Raw genomic sequence first — 22831 nt, forward strand, 5'->3', positions numbered from 1 at the left:
CATAGAAATCTTTTGCCTTGGGTTTCTATGCTGTTTTTATTTTAAATTTAGCTAATATATGGAGGAGTGACGATATGAAAATTAAATGTATTGAGCTTAAGAAAATAAGTATACCCCTCAAGAAAACATTTAAGACAGCCTTGAGAACAGTTGATTCAGCTGATGATATTATTATTATGGTCAAAACAGATGATGGAAAAGTAGGGTATGGAGAAGCACCACCGACTGCAGTTATTACAGGTGATACATCAGGTTCCATAATAGGAGCTATTAAGGAAAATATTGAAAAGGCTATCGTTGGTGAAGAAATAGAGAACCTAGAGAGAATTATGTATAAGCTAGATAAAACTGTTGTTAGGAACACAAGTGCCAAGGCAGCTGTTGATATGGCTGTATATGATTTGTTTGGAAAGCTTTATAAAGCACCTATCTATAAATTATTAGGTGGATATAGAGATAAAATAGAAACAGATATGACAATAAGTGTAAATGAACCAAAAGAAATGATGGAGGATGCCTTAAACTTTATAAATCAAGGCTTTACTGCACTTAAAATGAAGATAGGAACCGATTCAAAACAAGATATAGAAAGGGTTAAAGCTGTAAGGCGAGCCGTTGGCAAGGATATTAAAATAAGGCTAGATGCAAATCAAGGATGGCAGCCTAAAGAAGCAGTAAAGATTATAAGAAAAATAGAAGACTTAGGATTGGATATTGAACTTATTGAGCAGCCAGTAAAGGCCTGGGATATTGATGGACTTAAAATGGTTACTGATAATGTTCAGACACCAATAATGGCCGATGAAAGCATTTTCACTTCATATGATGCCTTTAAGATTTTAAGTATGAGAGCTGCAGATTTGATTAATATTAAGCTCATGAAATGCGGAGGGATACATAATGCACTCAAGATAGTTGCAATAGCTGAAACCTGTGGTGTTGAATGTATGGTTGGCAGTATGATAGAAAGTAAATTAAGTGTTACTGCTGCTGCCCATTTGGCCTGTGCTAAAAAAAATATAGTAAGATTTGATTTGGATACAGCATTGTTATTAGCCCAGGATCCGGTTATTGGAGGTATAAAAAATGAAGCTCCAGCATTGATAATTCCAGATACCCCTGGATTGGGAGTTGAAAGAATAGATGGGCTAATGGATTTATAATTTAGAACCTTCATGAATATTATTATATAAAGGTGATAAGTTCTATGGCATCATAAAGTTTAATGGTTATTTTAAATAATAATGGTCATGCTATATTGAAATTTAAAATAAGCAATATAGAGATTCAAGTAAAGACTTTAATTTATAGAAATCAAAAATTCTTAGAAGCATTGAATATTTTTATTTCATAAATTAACCTTTACTATGAATTCTATACAAAAAAGAGGAGGAGTTTATATGTTTAAAAAGGGGAAAAAGCTTCAAATTATTTTAATTCTTTCATTAGTACTTACGCTGGTATTTTCAGGATGTGGCAAACCTGCTGAACCTGCAGACCAGCCAGAGGAAACACCTGAGAAAACAAATGAAGAAGCAGCTAAGGACAATGAGTCAAACGGAGAACCTAAATATGGAGGAATATTCCATAGTTATCTTGATTCAAACTTTAATACATTAGACCCAGCCTTTGCTACTGCCGATAGGGATGGAAGAATGGTTGCACTATTATATGATTCATTAATAAGATATGATACAGAAGGAAAAATAATTCCTTCCTTGGCAAAATCATGGGAAACTCCAGATGATACAACTCTAATATTCCATTTAGTTGAAAATGCAAAATTTCATAATGGTAATCCCTTTACTGCCAAGGATGTTAAGTATTCCTTTGAAAGGGTTTTAGATCCTGATGTTGCAAGTCCAAGAACTTGGGTTTTTGAAAAGGTTAAAGGAGCTAAGGATTTTATGGAAGGAAAGGCCGATATTGTAGAGGGAATTGAAGTAGTAGACGATTATACAGTTAAAATTACTTTAGAGCAGCCCTTTGCCCCATTCTTATCCATGCTTGGAATGCCTGCTGCTCATATAGTTGATAAAAATGAAATAGAAAAATATGATAATCAAAAAGATTATGCTTTAAATCCAGTTGGTACTGGGCCCTTTAAATTTGTTGAATTTGTTGCAGACTCTAAGTTCGACCTTGAGGTAAATGAAGATTATTTTGCAGGAAGACCTTATATGGATGGTATAAATTATAGGATTATTAAAGATGCTTCAACTTCAGTTGCAGAATTTGAAGCAGGAAATTTAGATGAGCTGGAAATACCTCCTGCTGACATTGACAGATTCCAAAATAATGCTGACTATGCACCTTATATTGTTAAAAAGAGTACATTATGGAATTACTATATTGGATTAACCTCTAATAAAAAGCCCTTTGATGATATAAAGGTAAGAAAAGCTTTTTGCCATGCTATAGACCGAGAGGCAATACTTAATACAGTTTTAAGAAATAAATCAGTTTTAAGTAATGGACCTATTCCTCCAGGTTTGGATGGATATAGGGATGATTTAAATCCTTATCCATATGACCCTGAGAAGGCTAAAGAATTACTTGCTGAGGCAGGTTATTCAAAGGATAATCCATGTTCCTTTGAATTCTTATATGCTGATTCTAAATCAAATGTTGCTTTAATAGAACCTATTCAAGCAATGTTAAATCAAGTGGGTTTTGATGTTAAATTGGGCTCTATGGAGTGGAATGCATATAAGGCAGAAGTTAGGGCAGGAAAGGCTCAAGCATTTTACTTGAGTTGGGGTGCAGATTACCCTGATGCTGAGAATTATTTATATCCATTATTCCATTCATCCATGTCCGGTGGTGGTGGTAATGAAACCCGATATAATAATCCAGAATTTGACAAAACAATAGAACAAGCTCAGGCTACCTCAGATTATGATGAGAGAATTAAGCTTTATCAAAAAGCAGAAGATATAGTTTTGGCAGATGCTCCACGTTTATGGGTATACTTAGGCATAAATTGGACTGCATATAGACCAGAGGTTAAGGATGTTAAAGTTTATAGAATATTTAATGCTGATAAGAAGCTGGATATGTGGCTTGACAGATAATTTAATGTAATAACTGGGGCTGAGGATAAAAGCCCCAGCTATTAAAGATAAGTAATATTAAAAAATGATATTTTAATGTGGATTTATAATAGTATATTAGCAATAAAGGGGGCATAGATTTGATAAGATACTTAATTAGAAGAATTTTAATGTTAATTCCAGTTATGATAGGGGTATCCATAGTAACCTTTTCTCTTATGTATATAGTTCCAGGGGATGCAGTTGAAGTTATAGTCGGAGAAAGGGCAAGTGAAGAAATAAGGGAAAAGGCCGTAGAGGAACTTGGACTGGATAAACCCTTCCATGAGCAATATCTTTCCTACATGTCTAGAATTATAAAGGGGGATCTTGGTAAATCCTACATAAATAATATAAGCATTAAAGAATCAATAAAGCAAAGATTTCCCGTTACATTTAAGCTTACTTTATATTCCTTTACTATTTCCGTTGTAGTGGGAGTTTTTGTTGGAGTTATTTCAGCTGTCAAACAAAACACTCCTATTGACAGCTTTGTAAGAAGCGTAAATCTTTTAGGTGTATCTACTCCCGTTATGTTTTTAGGACTTTTAATGATGTATATTTTTGGAGTCTGGTTTAAGGTTTTACCGGTTTCAGGAGTAGGGGATGGCAGCATAAAATATTTTATACTACCTTCCTTGGTTTTAGGTCTAAATTCAGCAGTATTCAGGGCAAGGCTTACAAGATCTTGTATGCTGGAGGTAATAAGACAGGATTATATTAGAACAGCCAGGTCTAAAGGCTTGGCAGAAAAAATTGTAATATATAAGCATGCCATGAGAAATGCAATGATTCCCATAGCCACCAATTTGATAATGAGCTTTGGGTATTTGCTTACGGGCTCTGCAATAACTGAAACTATTTTTGGACTTCCTGGCCTGGGATCGGAAACAATAAGGGCGGTTTTTCAAAGAGATGTACCTGCTGTAATGGGTTATTTCTTATTTCAGGCAGTGATATTTGTTACTTTTAATTTATTGGTAGATATATCCTATGCATTAATTAATCCAAGGATAAGATTTAACTAGTTGGGAGGGATTTATTTATGGAGAAAGCTCAATTAAATAAAAAAGTACCACAAAACGAACCAAAGAATGACGACAAATTAAATAGCCCTTGGATAATTGCATGGAAAAGATTACTTAGAGATAAAACAGCAATGTTTGGTTTATATATAATTATATTTTTAGTTTTAATTGCTTTGTTTGCTCCCATACTTTCACCCTATCATCCTATAGAAGATTTTAGCTTGGCCGAGGCCTTTCAGGGTCCAAGCATGAAGCATTGGTTTGGAACCGACTGGATGGGAAGGGATATATTGAGTAGGGTTTTATATGGCTCAAGGATATCCTTAACTATTGGATTGGCTTCCAGGGTGGTGACATTATCCATAGGAATAACTCTAGGAGCCTTAGCCGGGTATTTTAGAGGCAAGGTAGATATGATTATTATGAGATTAGTAGAAGTAATGGACGCCTTTCCTAATTTTTTATTTGCCATAGCCATATCAGTTGCCATAGGTCGGGGAATATATACAGTTTTCTTTGCCTTGGGTTTTGTTGGATGGTCTGGAATGGCAAGATTGATAAGGGGACAGGTTTTAGCCTATAGAGAATCAGAATTTGTAGAGTCGGCAAGGTCCTTAGGAGCTTCAAATTTTAGAATCATCTTTAAGGAAATTCTACCTAATTGCATGGCACCAGTAATAATTTCTACAACGATGGGGATATCTAGTGCTATTATGTCTGAAGCAGCATTATCATTTTTAGGCCTTGGAGCTCAACCTCCTACTCCAACCTGGGGTTCAATGATGAATCTAGGAAGGCAGTATATTATAACTCAGCCCCATATGATACTTTTTCCAGGTTTGGCCATAGTACTTACAGTTTATGGGTTTAATCTTTTTGGCGATGGACTAAGGGATGTTCTAGACCCAAGGATGAAGGACTAAATAATGAAGGAGGGAAAGACCGTGGAAAAGAAAGAGAAAATGCTGGAGGTTAAGGATTTAAGAACTCATTTTTATACCCATGATGGATTGGTGCCAGCAGTAGATGGTGTGTCCTTTAATATAAGAAAAGGAGAAACCTTATGTATAGTTGGAGAATCGGGAAGTGGTAAAAGTGTAACGGCTATGTCGGTTTTAAAGCTTGTTCCTATACCACCGGGAAAATATGTTTCAGGTGAGGTTATTTTTAATGGAGAAGACCTTCTCAAAAAAAGTAATGAGGAAATGAGAAAAATAAGGGGAAATGATATAGCAATGATTTTTCAAGAGCCTATGACATCCCTTAATCCCGTTTTTACTGTAGGTAATCAAATATGTGAAACAGTTATGCTTCATCAAGGACTAAATAAAGGTGAAGCTATGAAGGTTGCTGTTGAAATGCTTAGAAAGGTGGGAATACCTTCACCAGAAAAAAGAGTTAAGGAATACCCCCATCAATTAAGTGGAGGAATGAGGCAAAGGGTAATGATAGCAATGGCCCTGAGCTGTAATCCTACCTTGCTTATAGCCGATGAGCCTACAACGGCTTTAGATGTTACTATACAGGCCCAGATACTTGATTTAATGAGAAAAATGAAAAAAGAAACTCATTCTTCAATAATGTTTATAACCCATGATTTAGGTGTTGTGGCAGAAATGGCAGATAGAGTTGTTGTAATGTATGGGGGAAAAATTGTTGAAGAAGGAAGCGTAGAGGAAATATTTAATGATGCCAAGCATCCATATACTAAGGGATTATTAAAATCTATACCTACACTGAAGGGAAAAAGAAAAGAGGATTTATATGTAATTGAGGGTATGGTTCCAAGTATGTATAAGCTTCCAAGGGGCTGCAAGTTTAATCCAAGGTGTGAATATGCAATGGATATTTGTAAAAATAAAGAACCTTCTTTAAAAGTTATTGATAATGATGAAGAGAGAAAATGTGCCTGCTGGCTTTTAGAGAAAGGGGATGTATTATAAGTGAAGGAGAGATTGCTAGAGGTCAAGGATTTAAAAACATATTTTCCAGTGGAAGGCGGAATATTTAAAAAGACAACTAATTATGTTAAAGCCGTAGATGGAGTGTCCTTTGATGTGTTCAAGGGAGAAACATTGGGGCTGGTAGGTGAAAGCGGATGTGGAAAATCAACAACGGGAAGAACAATAATGAGACTTATTGAAGCAACTGCTGGTAAAGTTATATTTGATGGTAAGGATATTTTTAGCTTGAGTAAAAAAGAAATGCTAAAGACAAGAAGAGAAATGCAAATGATATTTCAAGACCCCTTTTCATCATTAAATCCTAGAAAAATGGTTAAGGAAATTATTGGAGCAGCCTTTGAAATACATATGCCCAGGATGACAAAAAAAGAGAGAGAGCAGGAGGTTGCAAGACTTCTTGAAATAGTAGGGTTGAATCCCGATTATACTACAAGATATCCCCACGAATTTAGTGGGGGGCAAAGACAAAGAATCGGAATAGCCAGATCTTTGGCATTGAATCCAAAGCTAATTATTGCCGATGAACCGGTCTCAGCATTGGATGTTTCTATACAATCTCAGGTGCTTAATTTATTAAATAAGCTTCAAAAGGATTTTTCCTTAACATATATATTTATAGCCCATGACTTAAGTGTTGTAAGGCATTTGAGTGATAGGGTGGGAGTAATGTATCTTGGTAAATTAGTTGAACTGGCCGATGGAGATAAATTATATGCACAGCCCCTTCATCCCTATACTAAGGCATTGCTTTCTGCTATACCTATACCGGAAGTAGGAGTTAAAAGAGAAAGAATAATTCTTAAAGGCGATGTTCCAAGTCCTCTTAATCCACCTAATGGATGCAGGTTTCACACAAGATGTCCATATTGTAAGTCTATTTGTAAGGAAAAGGAGCCTTTGTTTAAGGAAGTAAGTCCAAATCATTATGTTTCATGCCATTTGATAGATAATTAAAAAGTAAATTTAATTTTAAAACTTCGGCAGTTATATTTAAGGGGGATTTACAATGATAATGCCTAAGTTATTAAAAAAAGGGGATTGTATAGGACTCATTGCACCGGCTAGTCCTACAACTGATGAGAAGGTGCTAAAATCAAAAGAAAAGATGAAAGAGCTTGGATTTGAAGTAAAGCTTGGAGAAAGCTGCTATGGAAAATATGGCTATTTATCGGGCACCGATGAACTGAGGGCAAAGGATTTAAATTCAATGTTCAAAAGTAAAGATATAAAGGGAATAATGTGTATAAGGGGAGGTTATGGAACTCCTAGAATTTTAGATAAAATAGACTATGAAGCCATAAAGAATAATCCCAAGGTATTTATAGGATATAGTGATATAACGGCAATACATATAGCTTTAAATCAGATATGTAATCTTATTACATTCCATGGGCCAATGGCATCTACGGATATGCTTGAGGATTTTGATGAATTTACAAAGAAATCTCTTTTTGACTGTATAGTTAAAGGGGTGTCAATAAAATCAATAGAAAATCCTAAGGACCATAAAATCGAAAAACTGGTTGGGGGATGTAGTGAGGGACAATTAGTAGGAGGTAATTTAAGTCTTATAGCCGCAACAATGGGAACTCCTTATGAGATAGACACCCGTGGGAAAATACTATTTATGGAAGATATTGATGAGGAACCATATAATATAGATAGGATGCTTACCCAATTGGCACTGGCAGGTAAGCTGGAAGAAGCAGCGGGATTTATACTTGGAGATTGGAAAAATTGTAATGGAAAGACTGAGCAGCCTAGCCTTACCTTATTAGAGGTCTTTAATGATTTGATCGGTCCAATGAATAAGCCTACAATTTATAATATAAGAGCAGGACATTGTAATCCTATGATTACACTGCCATTAGGTAAAAAAGTATTATTAGATGCAGATAAATGTGAAATTACTTATATTTAAAATACAATTTAAAGCTCCCTATGGGTATTAGCACAACAAGTTAAATCATATAAGATAAATTTAAGGATTAAAGGGGTGTAAATAATGAATGCCAATAATTTAGGCCTTGCAATAATAAATAAAACAGTAGTACCCATAAGAAAAAGACCAGAAAATGAAAGTTCTTTATTAGATGAAGGTTTGTTTGGTATGGTAGTAAAACTGATAAAATCTGAAGAAAAGGGTTGGTACCTAATAGAAACCTTATATGATTATAGGGGATATGTTCATGAAAATGATCTATTAATTGATATAGATAGAGCATTGAATTGGGAAAAAGAGGCAAATTATTTGATTGTTCACCCAATAGTTGATATTATGAAAGAGCCAAACTATAAAAATTATAAAATTCAGCTGGTAACAAAGGGAGCATCGATAAAGATTACCGGAAATAAAAAAGATGATTGGATAGAGGTTATGCTTCCAACCTATGAAAAGGGATGGCTGAAGAAAGGCTATATTGAAAAAAAGCAAAACTATGATACTGGAAAAGATGAAAAAGTCCTTAGAGAAAAGCTTGTTAAAACAGCATGTGAGTACATAGGTACTCAATATCGATGGGGAGGTAAAAGTCCTCTAGGAATAGATTGTTCAGGTCTTTGCTCTATTACATATTTAATAAATGGCATTACTATTTGGCGAGATTCTGAGCTGAGAAAAAAATATATGAGAGAAATAAAAAGAAAAGAAATGAAAAAAGGGGATTTACTATATTATAAAGGCCATGTTGCAATGTATATTGGAAATGGAAAGGTTGTACATTCTAGCTCTTCCAGATCCGGTGTATCTATAAACAGTTTAAATGAAGGTGATGATGATTATGTAGAAGAACTGGATAGAGAAATAATTGCAATTGGAACTATATTTTAAGGAGGTTTTTAAAATGAATATATATATTTCAGCTGATATTGAAGGAATAAGCGGAGTGGTAAATGGGAGCCATACAACTCAAAATTCCTTTGAATATTCTAGAACAAGGAAGCTAATGACTGATGAAGTAAATGCAGCAGTGAAAGGGGCTAAAAGAGCAGGTGCAAAAAAAATACTTTTAAATGATTCCCATGGTAAGATGACCAATATATTAATTGAAGACCTTGATGAAGATGTCATATTAATTTCAGGAAACCGTAAATTATTAGGTATGATGGAGGGAATAAACAAGGATTTTAATGCAGCTCTATTTATTGGATATCATGCTAGAAACAATACAAATGGAGTATTGTCCCATTCTTATTCGGGAGCAACAATAAGTGAAATAGTGGTAAATGATAATGTAGTTGGAGAATCTGAATTTAATGCCCTAGTTGCAGGAAATTTTGATGTTCCTGTTGCTCTAATATCCGGTGATGATGTTTTATCTAAACAAATAAAAGAGTTTAATAAAGATATTGAAACAGTTATAGTTAAAGAAGCCCATAGCAGATATACTGCCAAGTGTCTACAGCCAAAGGCTGTTCATAAACTATTAGAAGAAAATGTGTATAACACTCTAACCAATAAACTTTCCAAAATTAAACCATGTAAAATCCAAGGTAAGGTTAAGCTTGAAGTTGCCTTTAAACATAGTGGCATGGCTGAAGCCACTTTATTTATACCTGGAGTAGAGCTCATTGAAGGAAATCGAGTAAGATATATTGCCAAGGATATAATTGAGGCATATAAGATGAGGATAGCATTAACTACATTAGCTAGCAGTGTACTGTAGAATATAAATATATAAAGCATAATTTTTTAAAATTGTAGAGTAAAAATAAAGTACAACATGAAAACCTAATATAGTGAAATAAGCTAAAAAATCAATTCTAAGACTTATAAATTGAAGCTAGACATTATTTCACTATAGAAAGGTCTTCATGTTGTTTTTTTTGAAAATGAAATTTTAATATAAGAAATAATAATTTAGCATTATAGGAACATAAAATCTAAAATTTATACATATTTATTAATAAGTAATCAAACTTCGCAATTTAAATTTAAAGGGGGATAATATGTATGTTTAGAAGATGCTTGAGTTTAACCTTGTCCTTTGTGTTGATTTTCGTGGGATTACTGACTATAAGTACCGATGCAAATACCTTGTCGGATAATAAATTGAGATTAGGAATAACAAGCTTTCCAACCAATGCAAATCCGTGGTCCCAATCCATGCAGGCCGATAATGTTCTTCAGGAAAGAGTTTATTCATGGCTAACTAGAATGAACGACAGGACCCTGGAGATGGAGGGAGACCTGGCGGAAAACTGGGAGGTAAGTGAAGATGGGCTTGTATGGACTATCAGTCTTAAGAAAAATGTAATATGGCATGATGGAGAAAAATTTGATGCAGATGATGTGATTTTTACATATCAAACCTTATTGAATTCAAAGGACAAGGAAGAATTAACATTTAGGCGTAAGAAGGATATAGCTGAGATAGAAAAAATCGAAAAGATAGATGACTATACAGTTAAAATGACATGTTCTGTACCAAAAGCATATTTTACTACAGAGCCCCTTAACACTGTTAGGATAGTGCCGGAGCATATTTGGAGTAATATGACTCCAAAGGAAATGCTGGAGTTTAACAATGAAAATCCCATAGGAACCGGTCCTTTTAAATTGAAGGGGAGCTTTAATCCTCAGAATAATATATTAGAGCTTGAGCGTAATGATGGCTATTTTGATGGAGCTGCCAATATAGACAGCATGATTTATATATTATTTGAAAATAAAGATACGATGTATCAGGCCTTCATAAATGGAGATATAGATGCCTTTGACCCATCAAAGACACAAGTGCCACAGCTTGAAGGTAATAAGACCTTTAAGGTAATGAAGTCAATGCGTCCAATGCTGACGCAATTGGGATTTAACTGTTGGACGGATCCTGAAAACCCTAATAAGCAGCACCCTCTTTCAAATGGTAATCCATTGCTTCTAAACCCTAATATTCGTAGGGCTTTTGATTATTCATTGGATAAGCAAAAACTTGTGGATATGGTCCTTGGAGGAGTGGGAAATGTAGGTTCTACACTAGTTCCAACTTCATCAGGGAAATGGCATCTAGATATTCCCCATGAATACAATCCGGATAAGGCAATAGAATTATTAGAGGCTGAAGGCTTTACATCCTTTACAACAGAAGAAATTAGTGGTAGAGAGGTTAAGGTTCGTACAAATGATAAAAAGGAAAAACTGGTATTTAGATTAGCTCTATTGAGCGACGGATATGCCTGGCATTATAGAGAAAGCATGCCTTTTATGGCTAAATGGCTAGAAGAGGTGGGGATAGGAATTGTTGTAGAATCAATGGATGGAAGTACCCTTGGCGAAAAAATGAAACTACAGGGAGACAAAGCCTGTGATTTTGATTTGTATATTTGGGGATGGACGCCAGGATATGAACCTTCTTTTATTTTATCGGTTTTAACTACTGATCAGATAGGAGGACGTTCAGACTGTATGTATTCCAATGAAGAATATGACAGATTATATGAGTTACAATTAACACAGATTAATGAAGAAGAAAGGCTTGAAACAATAAATCAAATGCAAAAAATAATATTGGAGGAAGCTCCATATATATCTCTTTACTATCAGGGGTATAATGAAGCCTATAGAACCGATAAGTTTGAGGGATGGGTACAGGTTAATAATGATGGAACAATATTTAATAATAGCAGTTATTTGGAAATAAAGCCAGTATCATTGCAGGAAAAGGATACTGAGAAGATTAATGAGGATACAGATAAGATCAGCAATGACTCAGATTCAGAGGAAACACCTGCTAAAGATGTGCAGAAAACGAAGGGACCATCATCAAATCCTATTCTTTGGATAGTTATCATAGTAGTTGTTGTTGGGTTTATAGTTTTTAATAAGAAAGATAAAAGATAGAAGTTTTAAAAGTTTTATGAAGACCATAATATTTTGTATATGCCTCTAGCTTTATGCTAGAGGCATATGTAGAATTATATATTGTTAATTTGTATATGTGACTAAGAAAATTAATAAAAAGAACGTTCAATCCAACAAGAATTCAGAGAAATTTTTCATATCTAAAGATCCGATTTTTCTGAGGATTTTTGATGTGTATAAATTAACTGCTTTGCTGGAATATCTATATAAACTTGGGGGAGTATAAATGAATCTAAAATATTTTATTAAAAAATTGTTTCAAAGTATTATTACTATATGGATTGTACTGACCATAAGCTTTATACTCTTTAGAGCTATGCCAGGAAATCCGGTGAGTATGTTTATAAAAACCGACGGAATGGATCCAAAGGTGGCTAGGGCCCTTATTAGACAATATGGATTGGATTTACCCTTACATCAGCAATATTTAGTGTATATTAAAGATATTCTTGCTGGAAATTTTGGACAGTCATTTTCCTTTAAAAAGCCAGTACTTGATGTAATAGGAGAGAGACTGCCAAATACAATTATTTTAGCATTGGCTGCCCAGATTTTTGCCATCCTATTTGGAATAATAATAGGCACAATTGCTGCTGCCAATAGGGGTAAAAAAATAGATGTAATTTTACTTGGAAGTGCACTTTTTATATATGCTATACCAGCATTTTGGCTAGGGATTATATTATTGTCATATTTTGGTGTAAAGCTAGGGGTGGTCCCTTTATTTGGAATGATTACACCTGGAGTAGAATATACTTCCAAATTGGCATATTATAAAGATGTTGCTCACCATTTAATTCTTCCAGCCATAACATTTGGATTAGCTATAACAGGAAGATATGCAATGATTATGAGGGGGTCACTGCTGGATATATTTACAGAAGATTATGTTACTACTGCCAGAGCCAAGGGATTTAATAGAAAATATATTATTAGGAAACATGCTCTGCCAAATGCAATGCTTCCAATGGTAACAATAATTGCAATCAGTTTAGGCTTTGTAGTTGCAGGTGCAATACAAACAGAAACAGTATTTTCATGGCCGGGAGTAGGAATTTTAACTATTAAGGCACTTGAAATGAGGGACTATCCCTTGCTTCAAGGTGTATTTCTAATTATTAGTCTTTGTGTAATTGCAGCTAATTTTATTGCTGATATTGTTTATATGTATATTGATCCTAGAATCAAATATGAGTAAGGGGTTATTTCTATGAAGAAAAGTAGATTAAATGTAAGATTAAGAAATTTTAAACGTTTCTTGAGGTTGTTTTTTTCTAGTACTATAGGATTAGTTGGTTTTATAATGCTAACTTTTTTTATTATACTTGCCTTTGTTGGTCCCATTGTTTATCCCTATGATATTACCGATGTTGCTAAAGGTGAAATGTTGGAAAGTCCTAGTCTTGAATTTCCATTGGGAACTGATCAATTAGGAAGGGACCTATTTGGGGCTTTAATTAATGGTGCAAAAATTTCATTAATAGTTGGATTGGTTGGTGCTGCTATTTCTGTTTCTATTGGAACAATAGTGGGCCTATCGGCAGGATATATTGGAGGTAAAATTGATAGTGCGTTAATGCGATTAACCGATGGAATGATGGTTCTTCCAGTTTTGCCCCTTATAATGGTATTGGCTGCACTGCTTGGAACAAGCATTTCTAATATTATTTTAGTCATTGGCCTTACTGGATGGACAGGAACAGCAAGACTGGTTCGTTCTCAAACACTTTCCTTTAAAGAACGTGAATTTGTTGAAAGAGCAAAGTGTATAGGAGCAAGCAATGGATATATAATGATAAAACATATATTGCCAAATGTATTTCCAGTTATATTTGCCAATACAATACTGGTTACATCCAGTGCTATTTTAAGAGAAACCACCTTAAGCTTTTTAGGGCTTGGAGATCCATTATCAGTTAGCTGGGGACAGATATTAAATGGAGCTTTTAACAATGGTGCTGTTAGTATAGGTGCTTGGTGGTATTATGGTCCTCCCGGGATCTGTATTATCTTACTGGTTCTTAGTTTTACATTTTTGGGATATTCCTTTGATGAGATACTAAATCCTAAGCTGAGGGAGAGATAATATTTATGGCCAAGAGAAACATATTAAAGGTAGAAGATTTAAGTGTTTTTTTTAAAATTAATGAAGGTGTTGTAAGGGCCGTTGAAAATGTAAGTTTTGAACTTAAAAATGGAGAATCCATAGGACTTGTTGGGGAATCTGGATGTGGAAAGACGACTACAGCACTGGCGATAATGGGAATGCTGCCAGGGAATGGATACGTAGATAGTGGAAAGATTTTTTTTGATGGAAATAACATCATAAAAAATACTGAATTAGAGTGGCAAAATTATAGATGGAATAAAATAGCTATGATTTTTCAGGGGGCAATGAATTCATTAAACCCAGTAATGAAAATAAATGATCAAATAGGAGAGGCAATAAAACTTCACAATCCTTCTATAACAAAGGAGAAACTAAAAAGAAGGGTTATAGAACTTTTTAAATTAGTAGGATTAGATGAAAAGAGAATTAATTATTATCCCCATGAATTTAGTGGGGGAATGAAGCAGCGTGTAATGATTGCCATGGCACTGGCTTGTAACCCTAATCTTATTATAGGTGATGAACCCACCACAGCATTGGATGTTATGGTTCAAGCCCAGATTATAGATTTGATAAATGATCTTAGAAAGAAGTTAAATATGAGTATGATTATTATAACCCATGATTTATCAATTATTTCAGAAATGTGCGATAAGATAGCCGTTATGTATGCAGGAAATATAGTTGAAGTTGGTTATATAGAGGATATTATTGAAAATCATAAGCATCCCTATACAGAAAAACTCATAAAGGCTTTTCCTAATATATATGGTGATAAAAAAATGGTAGAGTCAATACCAGGGACTCCACCTAATTTATTGGACCCTCCTAAAGGATGCAGATTTCATCCCAGATGCCATAAATCCAGAGATATTTGTAAAAGTTTTATACCAGAATATACTGTTTTTAAAAATGAACATTTTGTAGCTTGTCATGTAGCAAAGGAGGGAAATATGAGTGAAGCCTAATCCCGTAATTGAGATTAGTAATTTGAGTGTGCATTTTGATGTTAGAGAAGGTTTCATCAAGGATTTATTTAAGAAAAATAAAAAACTGGTTAGAGCTGTGGATGGAATAGACTTATCAATAGCCAAGGGGGAAATAGTTTCCTTGGTAGGAGAAAGCGGAAGTGGAAAAACTACCACCGGACGGGCTATTTTAAATTTAGTTCATCATAGTAGTGGAAATATAAAATTTAATGGAGAAAATTTTAATTCAAAAAATAAGAGATGGATGAAAAATTTTAGAAAAAAAGCACAGATGATTTTTCAAGATCCATACCAATCTTTAAATCCTAAATTTATGATAATAGATATAGTAGCTGAACCCTTAAGATTTATAAATAAAAACTTGTCAGAGGAGGAGACGGAAAAAAGAGTCATAGAGGCATTGGAATTTGCTGGATTAAAACCTGGTAAAGACTATTTATATAGATATCCCCATGAGCTCAGTGGAGGGCAAAAACAGCGTGTAGCAATAGCAGCTGTATTTATTATATCACCGGATTTTATAGTTGCTGATGAGCCAGTATCAATGCTTGATGCCTCTGTAAGGGCAGATATAGTAAAGCTTATGTTTGAAATGAAAAAAGAAAAGGGAACATCATATCTTTTTATTACCCATGATTTAGCTCTAGCTTGGCTGGTATCCGATAGAATTGCAATCATGTATTTAGGTAAAATAGTTGAAATAGGCCCATCAAAGATTATATCGGGGAATTGCAGACATCCATACTCTCAGGCACTTATCAGTGTATTATCCAATATTGATATTAAGAAGAAAAGAAAAAAAATTGTATTAAAGGGTGAAACTCCATCTCCTACTGATATACCTAGGGGGTGTAGATTTCATACCAGGTGTCCTATAGCAAAAGAAAAGTGTAAAACACAAGAGCCTAAACTTATTGAGAGGGATAAAGATCATTTTGTGGCCTGTCATTATGATAAAAGATTGATATAGTTTTTATATATATAAAATGAGGGATTAAAAAGAGAAGATTCTTGTAGTAAAATAAAAATAAAATAACTTGTTGTGCTAGTTCTTATACCGAAGTTTTTAATATTTCCTAAATTGTATTTAAAATTAAATATTTGATTTACTAGCATAACAGATTAAATTACAATTTCTAAGAATAGGAAGTGATTTTATTGGTTCAAGGGGTAAATAATGAATTAAAAATATTGATTCATGGGAAAAAAGATTTTGAAATAGGTGATTTTAACGATACTTCTTTAAATTCTAAGAAAAATATTGTATTAAAAAAAGAAAAAACCAGTGGATGCTTTATATCTCCAGTAATTAATTGTAGAGAATTTAGAGAATTAATTGCTTCGTGGAATGCATGTACAGTATTACAGTCCCAGGTGGAGCTGAAAATTAGAATTAAGAAAAATAATAAATGGTCTCCATGGTTTTCCTGGGGAAAGTGGTCAGTAAACAATAATAGGAGAAGTATAAGCAACCAAAAAAATGAATTTGGCAAGGTTGATGATGAACTACTTGTTGTTTTAGGAAATGAGGCTGCAAATGGTTTCCAATATAAAGTGATATTAACAAGGGAAAATACCCAAATTAATAGTCCTGAGGTGAAATTAATTGCTGCGTCTTTAAAATTATGTAATGAAAACCTAAATCTGTTAGAATTTGAATCTAAAGAAAAATGGCTAAAGGAGCTTAATGTTCCCCAAAGAGCTCAATTACATATACCTAAGATTGGAGATAGCATATGCAGCCCTACTTCTGTGGCTATGGTTATGGCATACTATGGATACAATTATGATACAGAATATGTAGCCTCTCATGTTAAGGACAATGGCTTAGGTATTTATGGAAACTGGACCTTCAATACTGCATTTGCTGGCTCAACGGATTTATATGGGTATGTTGCTAAAATTGAAACAGTGGATAGAATTAAAAAAATGATATCAATGGATATCCCCGCAGTAGTTTCTATTAGAACAAAATCTATAAAGGAGCTTCAGGGAACTATAATGCCCTATCCAAGTGGTCATTTAATAGTTATAAGAGGTTTTAAGATAAAAGATGGGAATGAATATGTAATAGTTAATGATCCCGCTGAATATAAGAAAGAAAATGTTAGAAGAGAATATAAAATAGATGAGTTTAAAAAGGTTTGGAGAAAAGTAGCCTATGTAATAAGTCCTAATTTAGAAAAAATAAAAGAATTTGCGATGGTATAGATGGTGATTCTAAAAAATGAAATTTGATTTACGAGGGTAAATCCATAAAGAAAAAAGTATACTAAAGGGGAGAGCTGACAATCAATGAATAATGTATTGAATTTAGCAGAGGAAATTAAAGAATGGCTTATAGAGGTTAGAAGGGATTTTCATATGAATCCTGAGTTCGGTATGGAGGAGTATAGAACTAGCCGAAGGATAGTAAAGTATTTAGAAGAAATGGGAATAGAGTATAAAAAAGGAGTGGCCAATACTGGCGTAGTGGGTATTATAAGGGGAAAAGAAAATGGGAAAACTGTAGCTCTTAGGGCAGATATGGATGCACTACCAATAGAAGAAAAAAATCAGGTTTCATATAAGTCAAAAATAAAGGGGAAAATGCATGCCTGTGGGCATGATGCCCATATGACTATTCTTTTAGGAGCTGCAAGGCTTTTAGAGGATATGAAGGATGATTTAAAGGGAAATGTAAAATTATTTTTTCAACCTGCTGAAGAGACGGTAGGTGGAGCCAAACCAATGATCCAAGAGGGAGTAATGGAAAATCCAAAGGTAGATGTAGTATTTGGACTTCATGTGGCTCCAGAAATACCTGCTGGTGAAATAGGCATAAGATATGGAAAAATGAATGCTTCATCCGATACTATGAAAATAGTTATTAAGGGTGAAAGCACCCATGGAGCATATCCCCACTCGGGAGTAGATGCTATTGTTATAGCAGGTCATGTAATTACAGGATTACAGACCATAGTAAGTAGAAATATAGATCCTAGAAATTCTGCTGTAGTAACATTAGGAGCTATAGAGGGGGGATCAAGGGGTAATATTATTGCTAATAAAGTGGAAATGATAGGAACGATAAGAACCCTAGATCCTGAAACAAGAAAAAAGGTTATAAATAGAATCAAGAAGATAGTTGAAGATATAAGTCAATCCTTAGATGGAAAAGGAGAAGTTATAATTGAAGAAGGATATCCTCACCTCATTAATGATGATGATATAGTAAATATAGTAAAGGAGAATGCTGGGAAAATTTTAGGAGAAGACAAGGTTAGAATTATAGAGAGTTCAAGCTTAGGTGTAGAAGATTTTGCTTACTTTTTACAAAAAGCACCAGGTGCTTTTTGTAGACTAGGATGCGGCAATGTAGAAAAGGGAATAATACACGATGGTCATAATTGTAATTTTGACATTGATGAAGATTGCTTAAGTATAGGTGTGGCTCTTCAGGTTCAAAATGTAATTAGTATTTTGAATAGTTAAATTTGCTAATTTACAAATCATCTGTTTAAATATTTTTTCCCGTCTATGCTATACATCTGTTTTTTTATATAGTTTTGTAACTTTATTGTAATTTCTTTGTATGTTTTCTATGTTATAATTTCTTTGTCATTAATCAAATTCGAAAAAGGGGATGGAAAAATGAAAGCATACAAAAAAATTATTATAGTTGGTTTGATAGGTGCAATGACATTGTCAATGGCAGCTTGCAGCCAAGAAAAAGAAGTTGAAAGTAAAGAAAATGTAAAATCAGAAGAAACTGTTTCTGGTACAGAAGCTGATAAGGAAACATCAGAAGAAACTACTGAAGAAACTTCTGAGAATAATGTAGTGTATGAATTCCATGAGATTTATGAAAAGCCTGAGTTATTAAAGGAATTCACAGATATGGATGCAAATTATGAAGATTATTTAAAATCAAGACCGCTTAGAGCATTGTTTTTAGATGAAGATGATAATATAGCTAATGAAATTGATGTATATACTTTACCAGAAGCAGAAGATTCAACTGCTTTATACATCTATCAGGAAAACAAAAAAGTAGTTAATGCTAAATTAGATGCTTTTAATGGTGAGATCAATACGGAAGAATATGACTATGATACTTTGCTGTATAATTACGACAATAATATAGAAAATCAAATGAAGGAAGCTGATTTTTCCTATGATTTATTGAAAGAAGCAGAGGAAGCTGAAAAAGAATTAAAGGAAAAATTTGAAGAAAAAGATTTAAATGAGTTTAATAAATTTTTAGATGTATATACACCTGTTCAAAAGTATTTAAGAAAAGATACAGATAAAACTTTAGAAGTATATGCAATTGTAAGTGAAGCTGGCTATACTGCAAGTAATACAATTAATTTAGTTGTAAAAGATAATAAAATTGAAAAATTATATGTAGATCAAATTTCTAAGCCGATTAATGACCCCTTTGAAATATTAAAAGGTGACAAATAATTTATTTTAAATTTTAGTGTTATTTCACTATATAATAACACCTAAAAAACAGGATTTGTTTTCCTGTTTTTTAGGTGTTATCATTTATTTTAAAATATTAATTCTAAATTCAATAATCTTTTTCTTATTTCATTAATAATTTTTTTTTCCTCATTTAAGTTTTGAGCTTCAAAGGTTACAGAAAGTCTTACATATGGCTGCGGATTATTCCAAGGTACGGTACATATAAAGGCTTTATTTAATAAAAACAAAGAAAAATCTTCAGCATTTTTAAAGACTTTGCCAGATTTTGTACCCTTTGGAATGGGTATATAACAATAAAAGGTTGACTTGGGTTTTTTTGCATCAAATCCAACTTCTTTTAAGATATCTATTAATAAATCAAATCTTCTGGAATATTTTTCACAATTCTTATGGGTTATTTCATGGTTATTTAAAGCATAAATTCCTGCTTTTTGAATGGCTCTAAATTGTCCTGAATCAGAATTGGCTTTAACTTTACTAAAAATATTTATAACATCAGGATTACCTGCAATAAATGCAAGACGCCAGCCTGTCATATTAAAGGATTTAGATAGTGAATGTATCTCAACTCCTACATCCTTAGCTCCATCTATAGATAAAAAGCTTAAGGGTTTTTCTCCGTCAAAGGTTATTGCAGCATAGGAAGAATCAGCAACAACTACAATATTGTTCTTTCTTGCAAAATCAATCACTTCTTTATAAAATTCCTTAGTCGGTACTTGACCTGTTGGATTATTTGGATAATTTATATATAAGAGCTTCGATCTATATAAAATTATATTTGGAATATTAGAAAAATCAGGATAAAAATTATTTTCTTTTGTTAAAGGTAATCCATAAACTACACCACCTAAATATTTAGTATGGGTTGCCATTATTGGATAACTTGGAAGTGTAGTTATAGTTATGTCCCCTGGATTTATAAAACATAGGGGAAGCATAGATAAAATTGATTTAGCTCCAATTCCATGCAAAATTTCTTTGTAGGGATTTATATTTTTAACTCCGAAAATCTTATCTAAATATGTAGCGGCAGCTTCTTGAAATTCAGGAATTCCATTGTCTGCATACCGCCTATTTTTTGATTTTCCAGCTTCCTGTGATAAAATTCTTACTATATTTGGATCAGCCGGTAAATCTGGTTCCCCAATACCTAAATCTATTAGTTCCATATCTGGATATCTTTTTTTTATATCTTCTTTAGCCTTCTTAATTTTTATAAATTTATAGTCATCTTTAGCTATATCAAAACTTTTATCTCTAAATCTATCGGCAATTGTATCGTTTATATAACTCATAGGAAAACACTCCTTTCATGATTAAGAAAATGATGAAAAAGTCTTTTTATTGATAAACAACACTAAGACTTAAGATAAATTTGTTTATCTTAAATTTCTACTCCTATAGAATATTCTATGAAAATAGAAATTAATATGTTCACTCATATAAGCTTAAATCTATTAAAGATTTTTGCAGAATAAAGGGTAATTGATAATGATTTTTAAGCAAGAATTACCATGGAATTTCAAGGGCATTTTATTATATAATTGTTATTAGGCTGTATTTGACTAAAGTATATAAATTTAAAATTTTTATTATTATAAAACTGACTATTAGAAACCTTAAAGGGGGGAATAAAGTTGAAAAGAATTACATCAATATTAATTGTCTTAATAGCTCTTACTTTACTTATAAGTATTGGAAACATAATTAATAAAGAAAAGCAAGTTGAAAGCAATAAAGTAACAGATCATATATTGATTATTGATGATTATATTAGTAATGATGAAAATAATATATTGATTGAAAATAATAATATTTATTTTTCGGTAGAATTGATTAAAGAACATTTTGATAATAATATAGAGATTAGTCAAGATGGGAAGAGAGCTTATATAGATCTTGAAAATAAAAGTTTTGAAATGGAGACTAAGGAGATTACGGATTTTATTAAAGAGAATAGTAGGAAAATAAATATTCCTTTAAAAATAGAAGATGATAATCAATACTTGCCTATAAATCATATGAAAAAGTTATTTTCTATAGATATAAAATATAATGAATCATTAAATACTGTAGTTATAGATAAATTTTCTTCTAAAAATAAATTTAGCACAATACTAGAGGATGATATTAAACTATATAAAAATAAGTCCACAAAAGGTAAGATAATTGATACATTAGATCAAGGAAGTAGATTAATGCTGCTTTCTAAAGAGGACAATTGGTATAAAGTAAGAACTGATAAAGGATATTTTGGATATGTAGATAAAAAATATGTTAATGAAGAAATAAAAGAAATGGATTATGACAATAAAATTAATAGTATTAGAAAACAGCATAATGATGAAAATATTAATATAACTTGGGAATATGTATATGAAAAAACTCCTGATATTTCAGATGAAGAAAAAATACAAGGGCTGGATGTATTAGTGCCTACATGGTTCAGTTTATCTGATAAAGGTGATGTTATTAATAAAGCTGATTTTAACTATATGAAGGATGCCCATAAAAAGGGGTATAGAGTATGGGGGTTAGTGGATAATAGCTTTGATCCTGATCTTACATCAAAGGCTATAGGAAATGAAGAAATAAAAAATAAATTTATTTCTCAAATTGCTTTTTATGCAGGTCTTTATAATTTAGATGGTATTAATATAGATTTTGAAAATATTTATTATGAAGATAAGGATAATTTAGTAAAATTTGTTGAAGATTTAACCTATATTTTAAAAAAACAAAATCTAATGGTTTCTATAGATGTAACGATTCCTGGAGGCAGTAAAAGATGGTCTCAGGTATATGATAGAGAAAGACTTGCCAATATAGTTGATTATGTTGCATTAATGGCCTATGATGAGCATTGGGCATCAAGTCCTGTCAGTGGATCAGTTGCATCTATTAATTGGGTGGAAAGAGGAATTCAAAGAAGTCTTGAATATATTCCTAAGGAAAAGCTGCTATTAGGAATACCATTTTATACAAGAGTTTGGAAGGAAACTAAAGATGAAAATGGAAATACGAAGGTTTCTTCTAAAGCGATACCTATAAAAAATGTAGAAGAAATTTTAAAGAAATATGATGCAGTAGTTACCTGGGATGATGAAACAGGACAGTATTTTGGTATATATGATAATGACGGTGCAACATATAAGATATGGATTGAAGATATAAGATCTATAAAGCTTAAAATCCAAATGGCTAAAAAATATGATTTAAAGGGAATAGCATCTTGGAGAAAAGGTTACGAATACGACAAAGTTTGGGAAGCGATTAATACTGTAATAGAAGAGAATAAAGATTTGCTATAGAATA

19 protein-coding genes are annotated in these 22831 nt (G+C 32.8%); 18 read left to right on the forward strand and 1 reads right to left on the reverse strand.

The features are described from left to right. Nucleotides 1–74 precede the first annotated feature (74 nt). From B5X81_RS01875 to B5X81_RS01955, 17 genes are all read left to right on the forward strand, one after another. Nucleotides 75–1163 (forward strand): mandelate racemase/muconate lactonizing enzyme family protein, encoded by a 1089-nt coding sequence (locus tag B5X81_RS01875; RefSeq protein ID WP_079488927.1) that lies wholly within the window; start codon nt 75–77, stop codon nt 1161–1163. A 237-nt stretch (nt 1164–1400) separates the two neighbouring features. After that, nucleotides 1401–3074: an ABC transporter substrate-binding protein gene (locus tag B5X81_RS01880; RefSeq protein WP_170917235.1), complete on the forward strand. Its 1674-nt coding sequence runs from the start codon at nt 1401–1403 to the stop codon at nt 3072–3074. 119 nt (nt 3075–3193) lie between these two features. Continuing rightward, nucleotides 3194–4120, forward strand: coding sequence for an ABC transporter permease (locus tag B5X81_RS01885; RefSeq protein ID WP_079488930.1), 927 nt, complete (start codon nt 3194–3196; stop codon nt 4118–4120). Between the two features lie 17 nt (nt 4121–4137). Beyond that, on the forward strand, nt 4138–5043 hold the full coding sequence (locus B5X81_RS01890) for an ABC transporter permease (RefSeq protein ID WP_079488932.1): 906 nt from the start codon (nt 4138–4140) through the stop codon (nt 5041–5043). A gap of 39 nt (nt 5044–5082) precedes the next feature. Next, entirely contained in the window at nt 5083–6063 is a 981-nt protein-coding gene (locus B5X81_RS01895; protein ID WP_334293300.1) for an ABC transporter ATP-binding protein, read from the forward strand. Next, nucleotides 6064–7038, forward strand: a complete 975-nt coding sequence (locus B5X81_RS01900; RefSeq protein ID WP_079488935.1) for an ABC transporter ATP-binding protein — start codon at nt 6064–6066, stop codon at nt 7036–7038. It abuts the gene before it with no gap. Nucleotides 7039–7090: 52 nt separating this feature from the next. Next, a complete protein-coding gene (locus tag B5X81_RS01905; protein WP_079488936.1) occupies nt 7091–8005 on the forward strand; it encodes a S66 peptidase family protein in 915 nt (304 codons plus the stop codon). Between the two features lie 84 nt (nt 8006–8089). Next, nucleotides 8090–8914: a C40 family peptidase gene (locus tag B5X81_RS01910; RefSeq protein ID WP_079488938.1), complete on the forward strand. Its 825-nt coding sequence runs from the start codon at nt 8090–8092 to the stop codon at nt 8912–8914. A gap of 13 nt (nt 8915–8927) precedes the next feature. Further along, on the forward strand, nt 8928–9749 hold the full coding sequence (locus B5X81_RS01915; protein WP_079488939.1) for a M55 family metallopeptidase: 822 nt from the start codon (nt 8928–8930) through the stop codon (nt 9747–9749). A 287-nt stretch (nt 9750–10036) separates the two neighbouring features. Beyond that, entirely contained in the window at nt 10037–11920 is a 1884-nt protein-coding gene (locus B5X81_RS01920) for an ABC transporter substrate-binding protein (protein ID WP_079488941.1), read from the forward strand. 247 nt (nt 11921–12167) lie between these two features. Beyond that, nucleotides 12168–13139: an ABC transporter permease gene (locus tag B5X81_RS01925; RefSeq protein ID WP_079488942.1), complete on the forward strand. Its 972-nt coding sequence runs from the start codon at nt 12168–12170 to the stop codon at nt 13137–13139. A gap of 12 nt (nt 13140–13151) precedes the next feature. Further along, on the forward strand, nt 13152–14027 hold the full coding sequence (locus tag B5X81_RS01930; RefSeq protein ID WP_079488944.1) for an ABC transporter permease: 876 nt from the start codon (nt 13152–13154) through the stop codon (nt 14025–14027). A gap of 5 nt (nt 14028–14032) precedes the next feature. Then, nucleotides 14033–15019, forward strand: coding sequence for an ABC transporter ATP-binding protein (locus B5X81_RS01935; RefSeq protein WP_079488945.1), 987 nt, complete (start codon nt 14033–14035; stop codon nt 15017–15019). Further along, nucleotides 15009–16010: an oligopeptide/dipeptide ABC transporter ATP-binding protein gene (locus B5X81_RS01940; protein WP_079488947.1), complete on the forward strand. Its 1002-nt coding sequence runs from the start codon at nt 15009–15011 to the stop codon at nt 16008–16010. The genes B5X81_RS01935 and B5X81_RS01940 overlap by 11 nt, the downstream gene beginning before the upstream one ends. 188 nt (nt 16011–16198) lie before the next feature. Next, entirely contained in the window at nt 16199–17251 is a 1053-nt protein-coding gene (locus B5X81_RS01945; RefSeq protein ID WP_170917236.1) for a C39 family peptidase, read from the forward strand. An 84-nt stretch (nt 17252–17335) separates the two neighbouring features. Further along, nucleotides 17336–18514: a M20 metallopeptidase family protein gene (locus B5X81_RS01950; RefSeq protein ID WP_079488950.1), complete on the forward strand. Its 1179-nt coding sequence runs from the start codon at nt 17336–17338 to the stop codon at nt 18512–18514. Between the two features lie 159 nt (nt 18515–18673). Next, on the forward strand, nt 18674–19489 hold the full coding sequence (locus B5X81_RS01955) for a hypothetical protein (protein WP_079488951.1): 816 nt from the start codon (nt 18674–18676) through the stop codon (nt 19487–19489). Nucleotides 19490–19578: 89 nt separating this feature from the next. Here the strand turns inward: B5X81_RS01955 and B5X81_RS01960 are convergent, their stop codons facing one another. Further along, on the reverse strand, nt 19579–20811 hold the full coding sequence (locus B5X81_RS01960) for an LL-diaminopimelate aminotransferase (RefSeq protein WP_079488953.1): 1233 nt from the start codon (nt 20809–20811) through the stop codon (nt 19579–19581). A gap of 342 nt (nt 20812–21153) precedes the next feature. Between B5X81_RS01960 and B5X81_RS01965 the strand changes: the two genes are divergently transcribed. Further along, nucleotides 21154–22827 (forward strand): glycosyl hydrolase family 18 protein, encoded by a 1674-nt coding sequence (locus B5X81_RS01965; protein WP_079488954.1) that lies wholly within the window; start codon nt 21154–21156, stop codon nt 22825–22827. Nucleotides 22828–22831 lie beyond the last annotated feature (4 nt).

The sequence above is a fragment of the Maledivibacter halophilus genome (assembly GCF_900167445.1).
GTDB classification, from domain to species: Bacteria; Bacillota; Clostridia; order Peptostreptococcales; family Caminicellaceae; genus Maledivibacter; species Maledivibacter halophilus.

Excerpts from the sequence above, each read along its gene's own strand:
- B5X81_RS01875 (WP_079488927.1), top strand. The coding sequence starts at position 75 with ATGAAAATTAAATGTATTGAGCTTAAGAAAATAAGTATACCCCTCAAG.
- B5X81_RS01880 (WP_170917235.1), top strand. The coding sequence starts at position 1,401 with ATGTTTAAAAAGGGGAAAAAGCTTCAAATTATTTTAATTCTTTCATTA.
- B5X81_RS01890 (WP_079488932.1), top strand. The coding sequence starts at position 4,138 with ATGGAGAAAGCTCAATTAAATAAAAAAGTACCACAAAACGAACCAAAG.
- B5X81_RS01895 (WP_334293300.1), top strand. The coding sequence starts at position 5,083 with ATGCTGGAGGTTAAGGATTTAAGAACTCATTTTTATACCCATGATGGA.
- B5X81_RS01905 (WP_079488936.1), top strand. The coding sequence starts at position 7,091 with ATGATAATGCCTAAGTTATTAAAAAAAGGGGATTGTATAGGACTCATT.
- B5X81_RS01910 (WP_079488938.1), top strand. The coding sequence starts at position 8,090 with ATGAATGCCAATAATTTAGGCCTTGCAATAATAAATAAAACAGTAGTA.
- B5X81_RS01915 (WP_079488939.1), top strand. The coding sequence starts at position 8,928 with ATGAATATATATATTTCAGCTGATATTGAAGGAATAAGCGGAGTGGTA.
- B5X81_RS01920 (WP_079488941.1), top strand. The coding sequence starts at position 10,037 with ATGTTTAGAAGATGCTTGAGTTTAACCTTGTCCTTTGTGTTGATTTTC.
- B5X81_RS01925 (WP_079488942.1), top strand. The coding sequence starts at position 12,168 with ATGAATCTAAAATATTTTATTAAAAAATTGTTTCAAAGTATTATTACT.
- B5X81_RS01930 (WP_079488944.1), top strand. The coding sequence starts at position 13,152 with ATGAAGAAAAGTAGATTAAATGTAAGATTAAGAAATTTTAAACGTTTC.
- B5X81_RS01935 (WP_079488945.1), top strand. The coding sequence starts at position 14,033 with ATGGCCAAGAGAAACATATTAAAGGTAGAAGATTTAAGTGTTTTTTTT.
- B5X81_RS01950 (WP_079488950.1), top strand. The coding sequence starts at position 17,336 with ATGAATAATGTATTGAATTTAGCAGAGGAAATTAAAGAATGGCTTATA.
- B5X81_RS01955 (WP_079488951.1), top strand. The coding sequence starts at position 18,674 with ATGAAAGCATACAAAAAAATTATTATAGTTGGTTTGATAGGTGCAATG.
- B5X81_RS01960 (WP_079488953.1), bottom strand. The coding sequence starts at position 20,811 with ATGAGTTATATAAACGATACAATTGCCGATAGATTTAGAGATAAAAGT.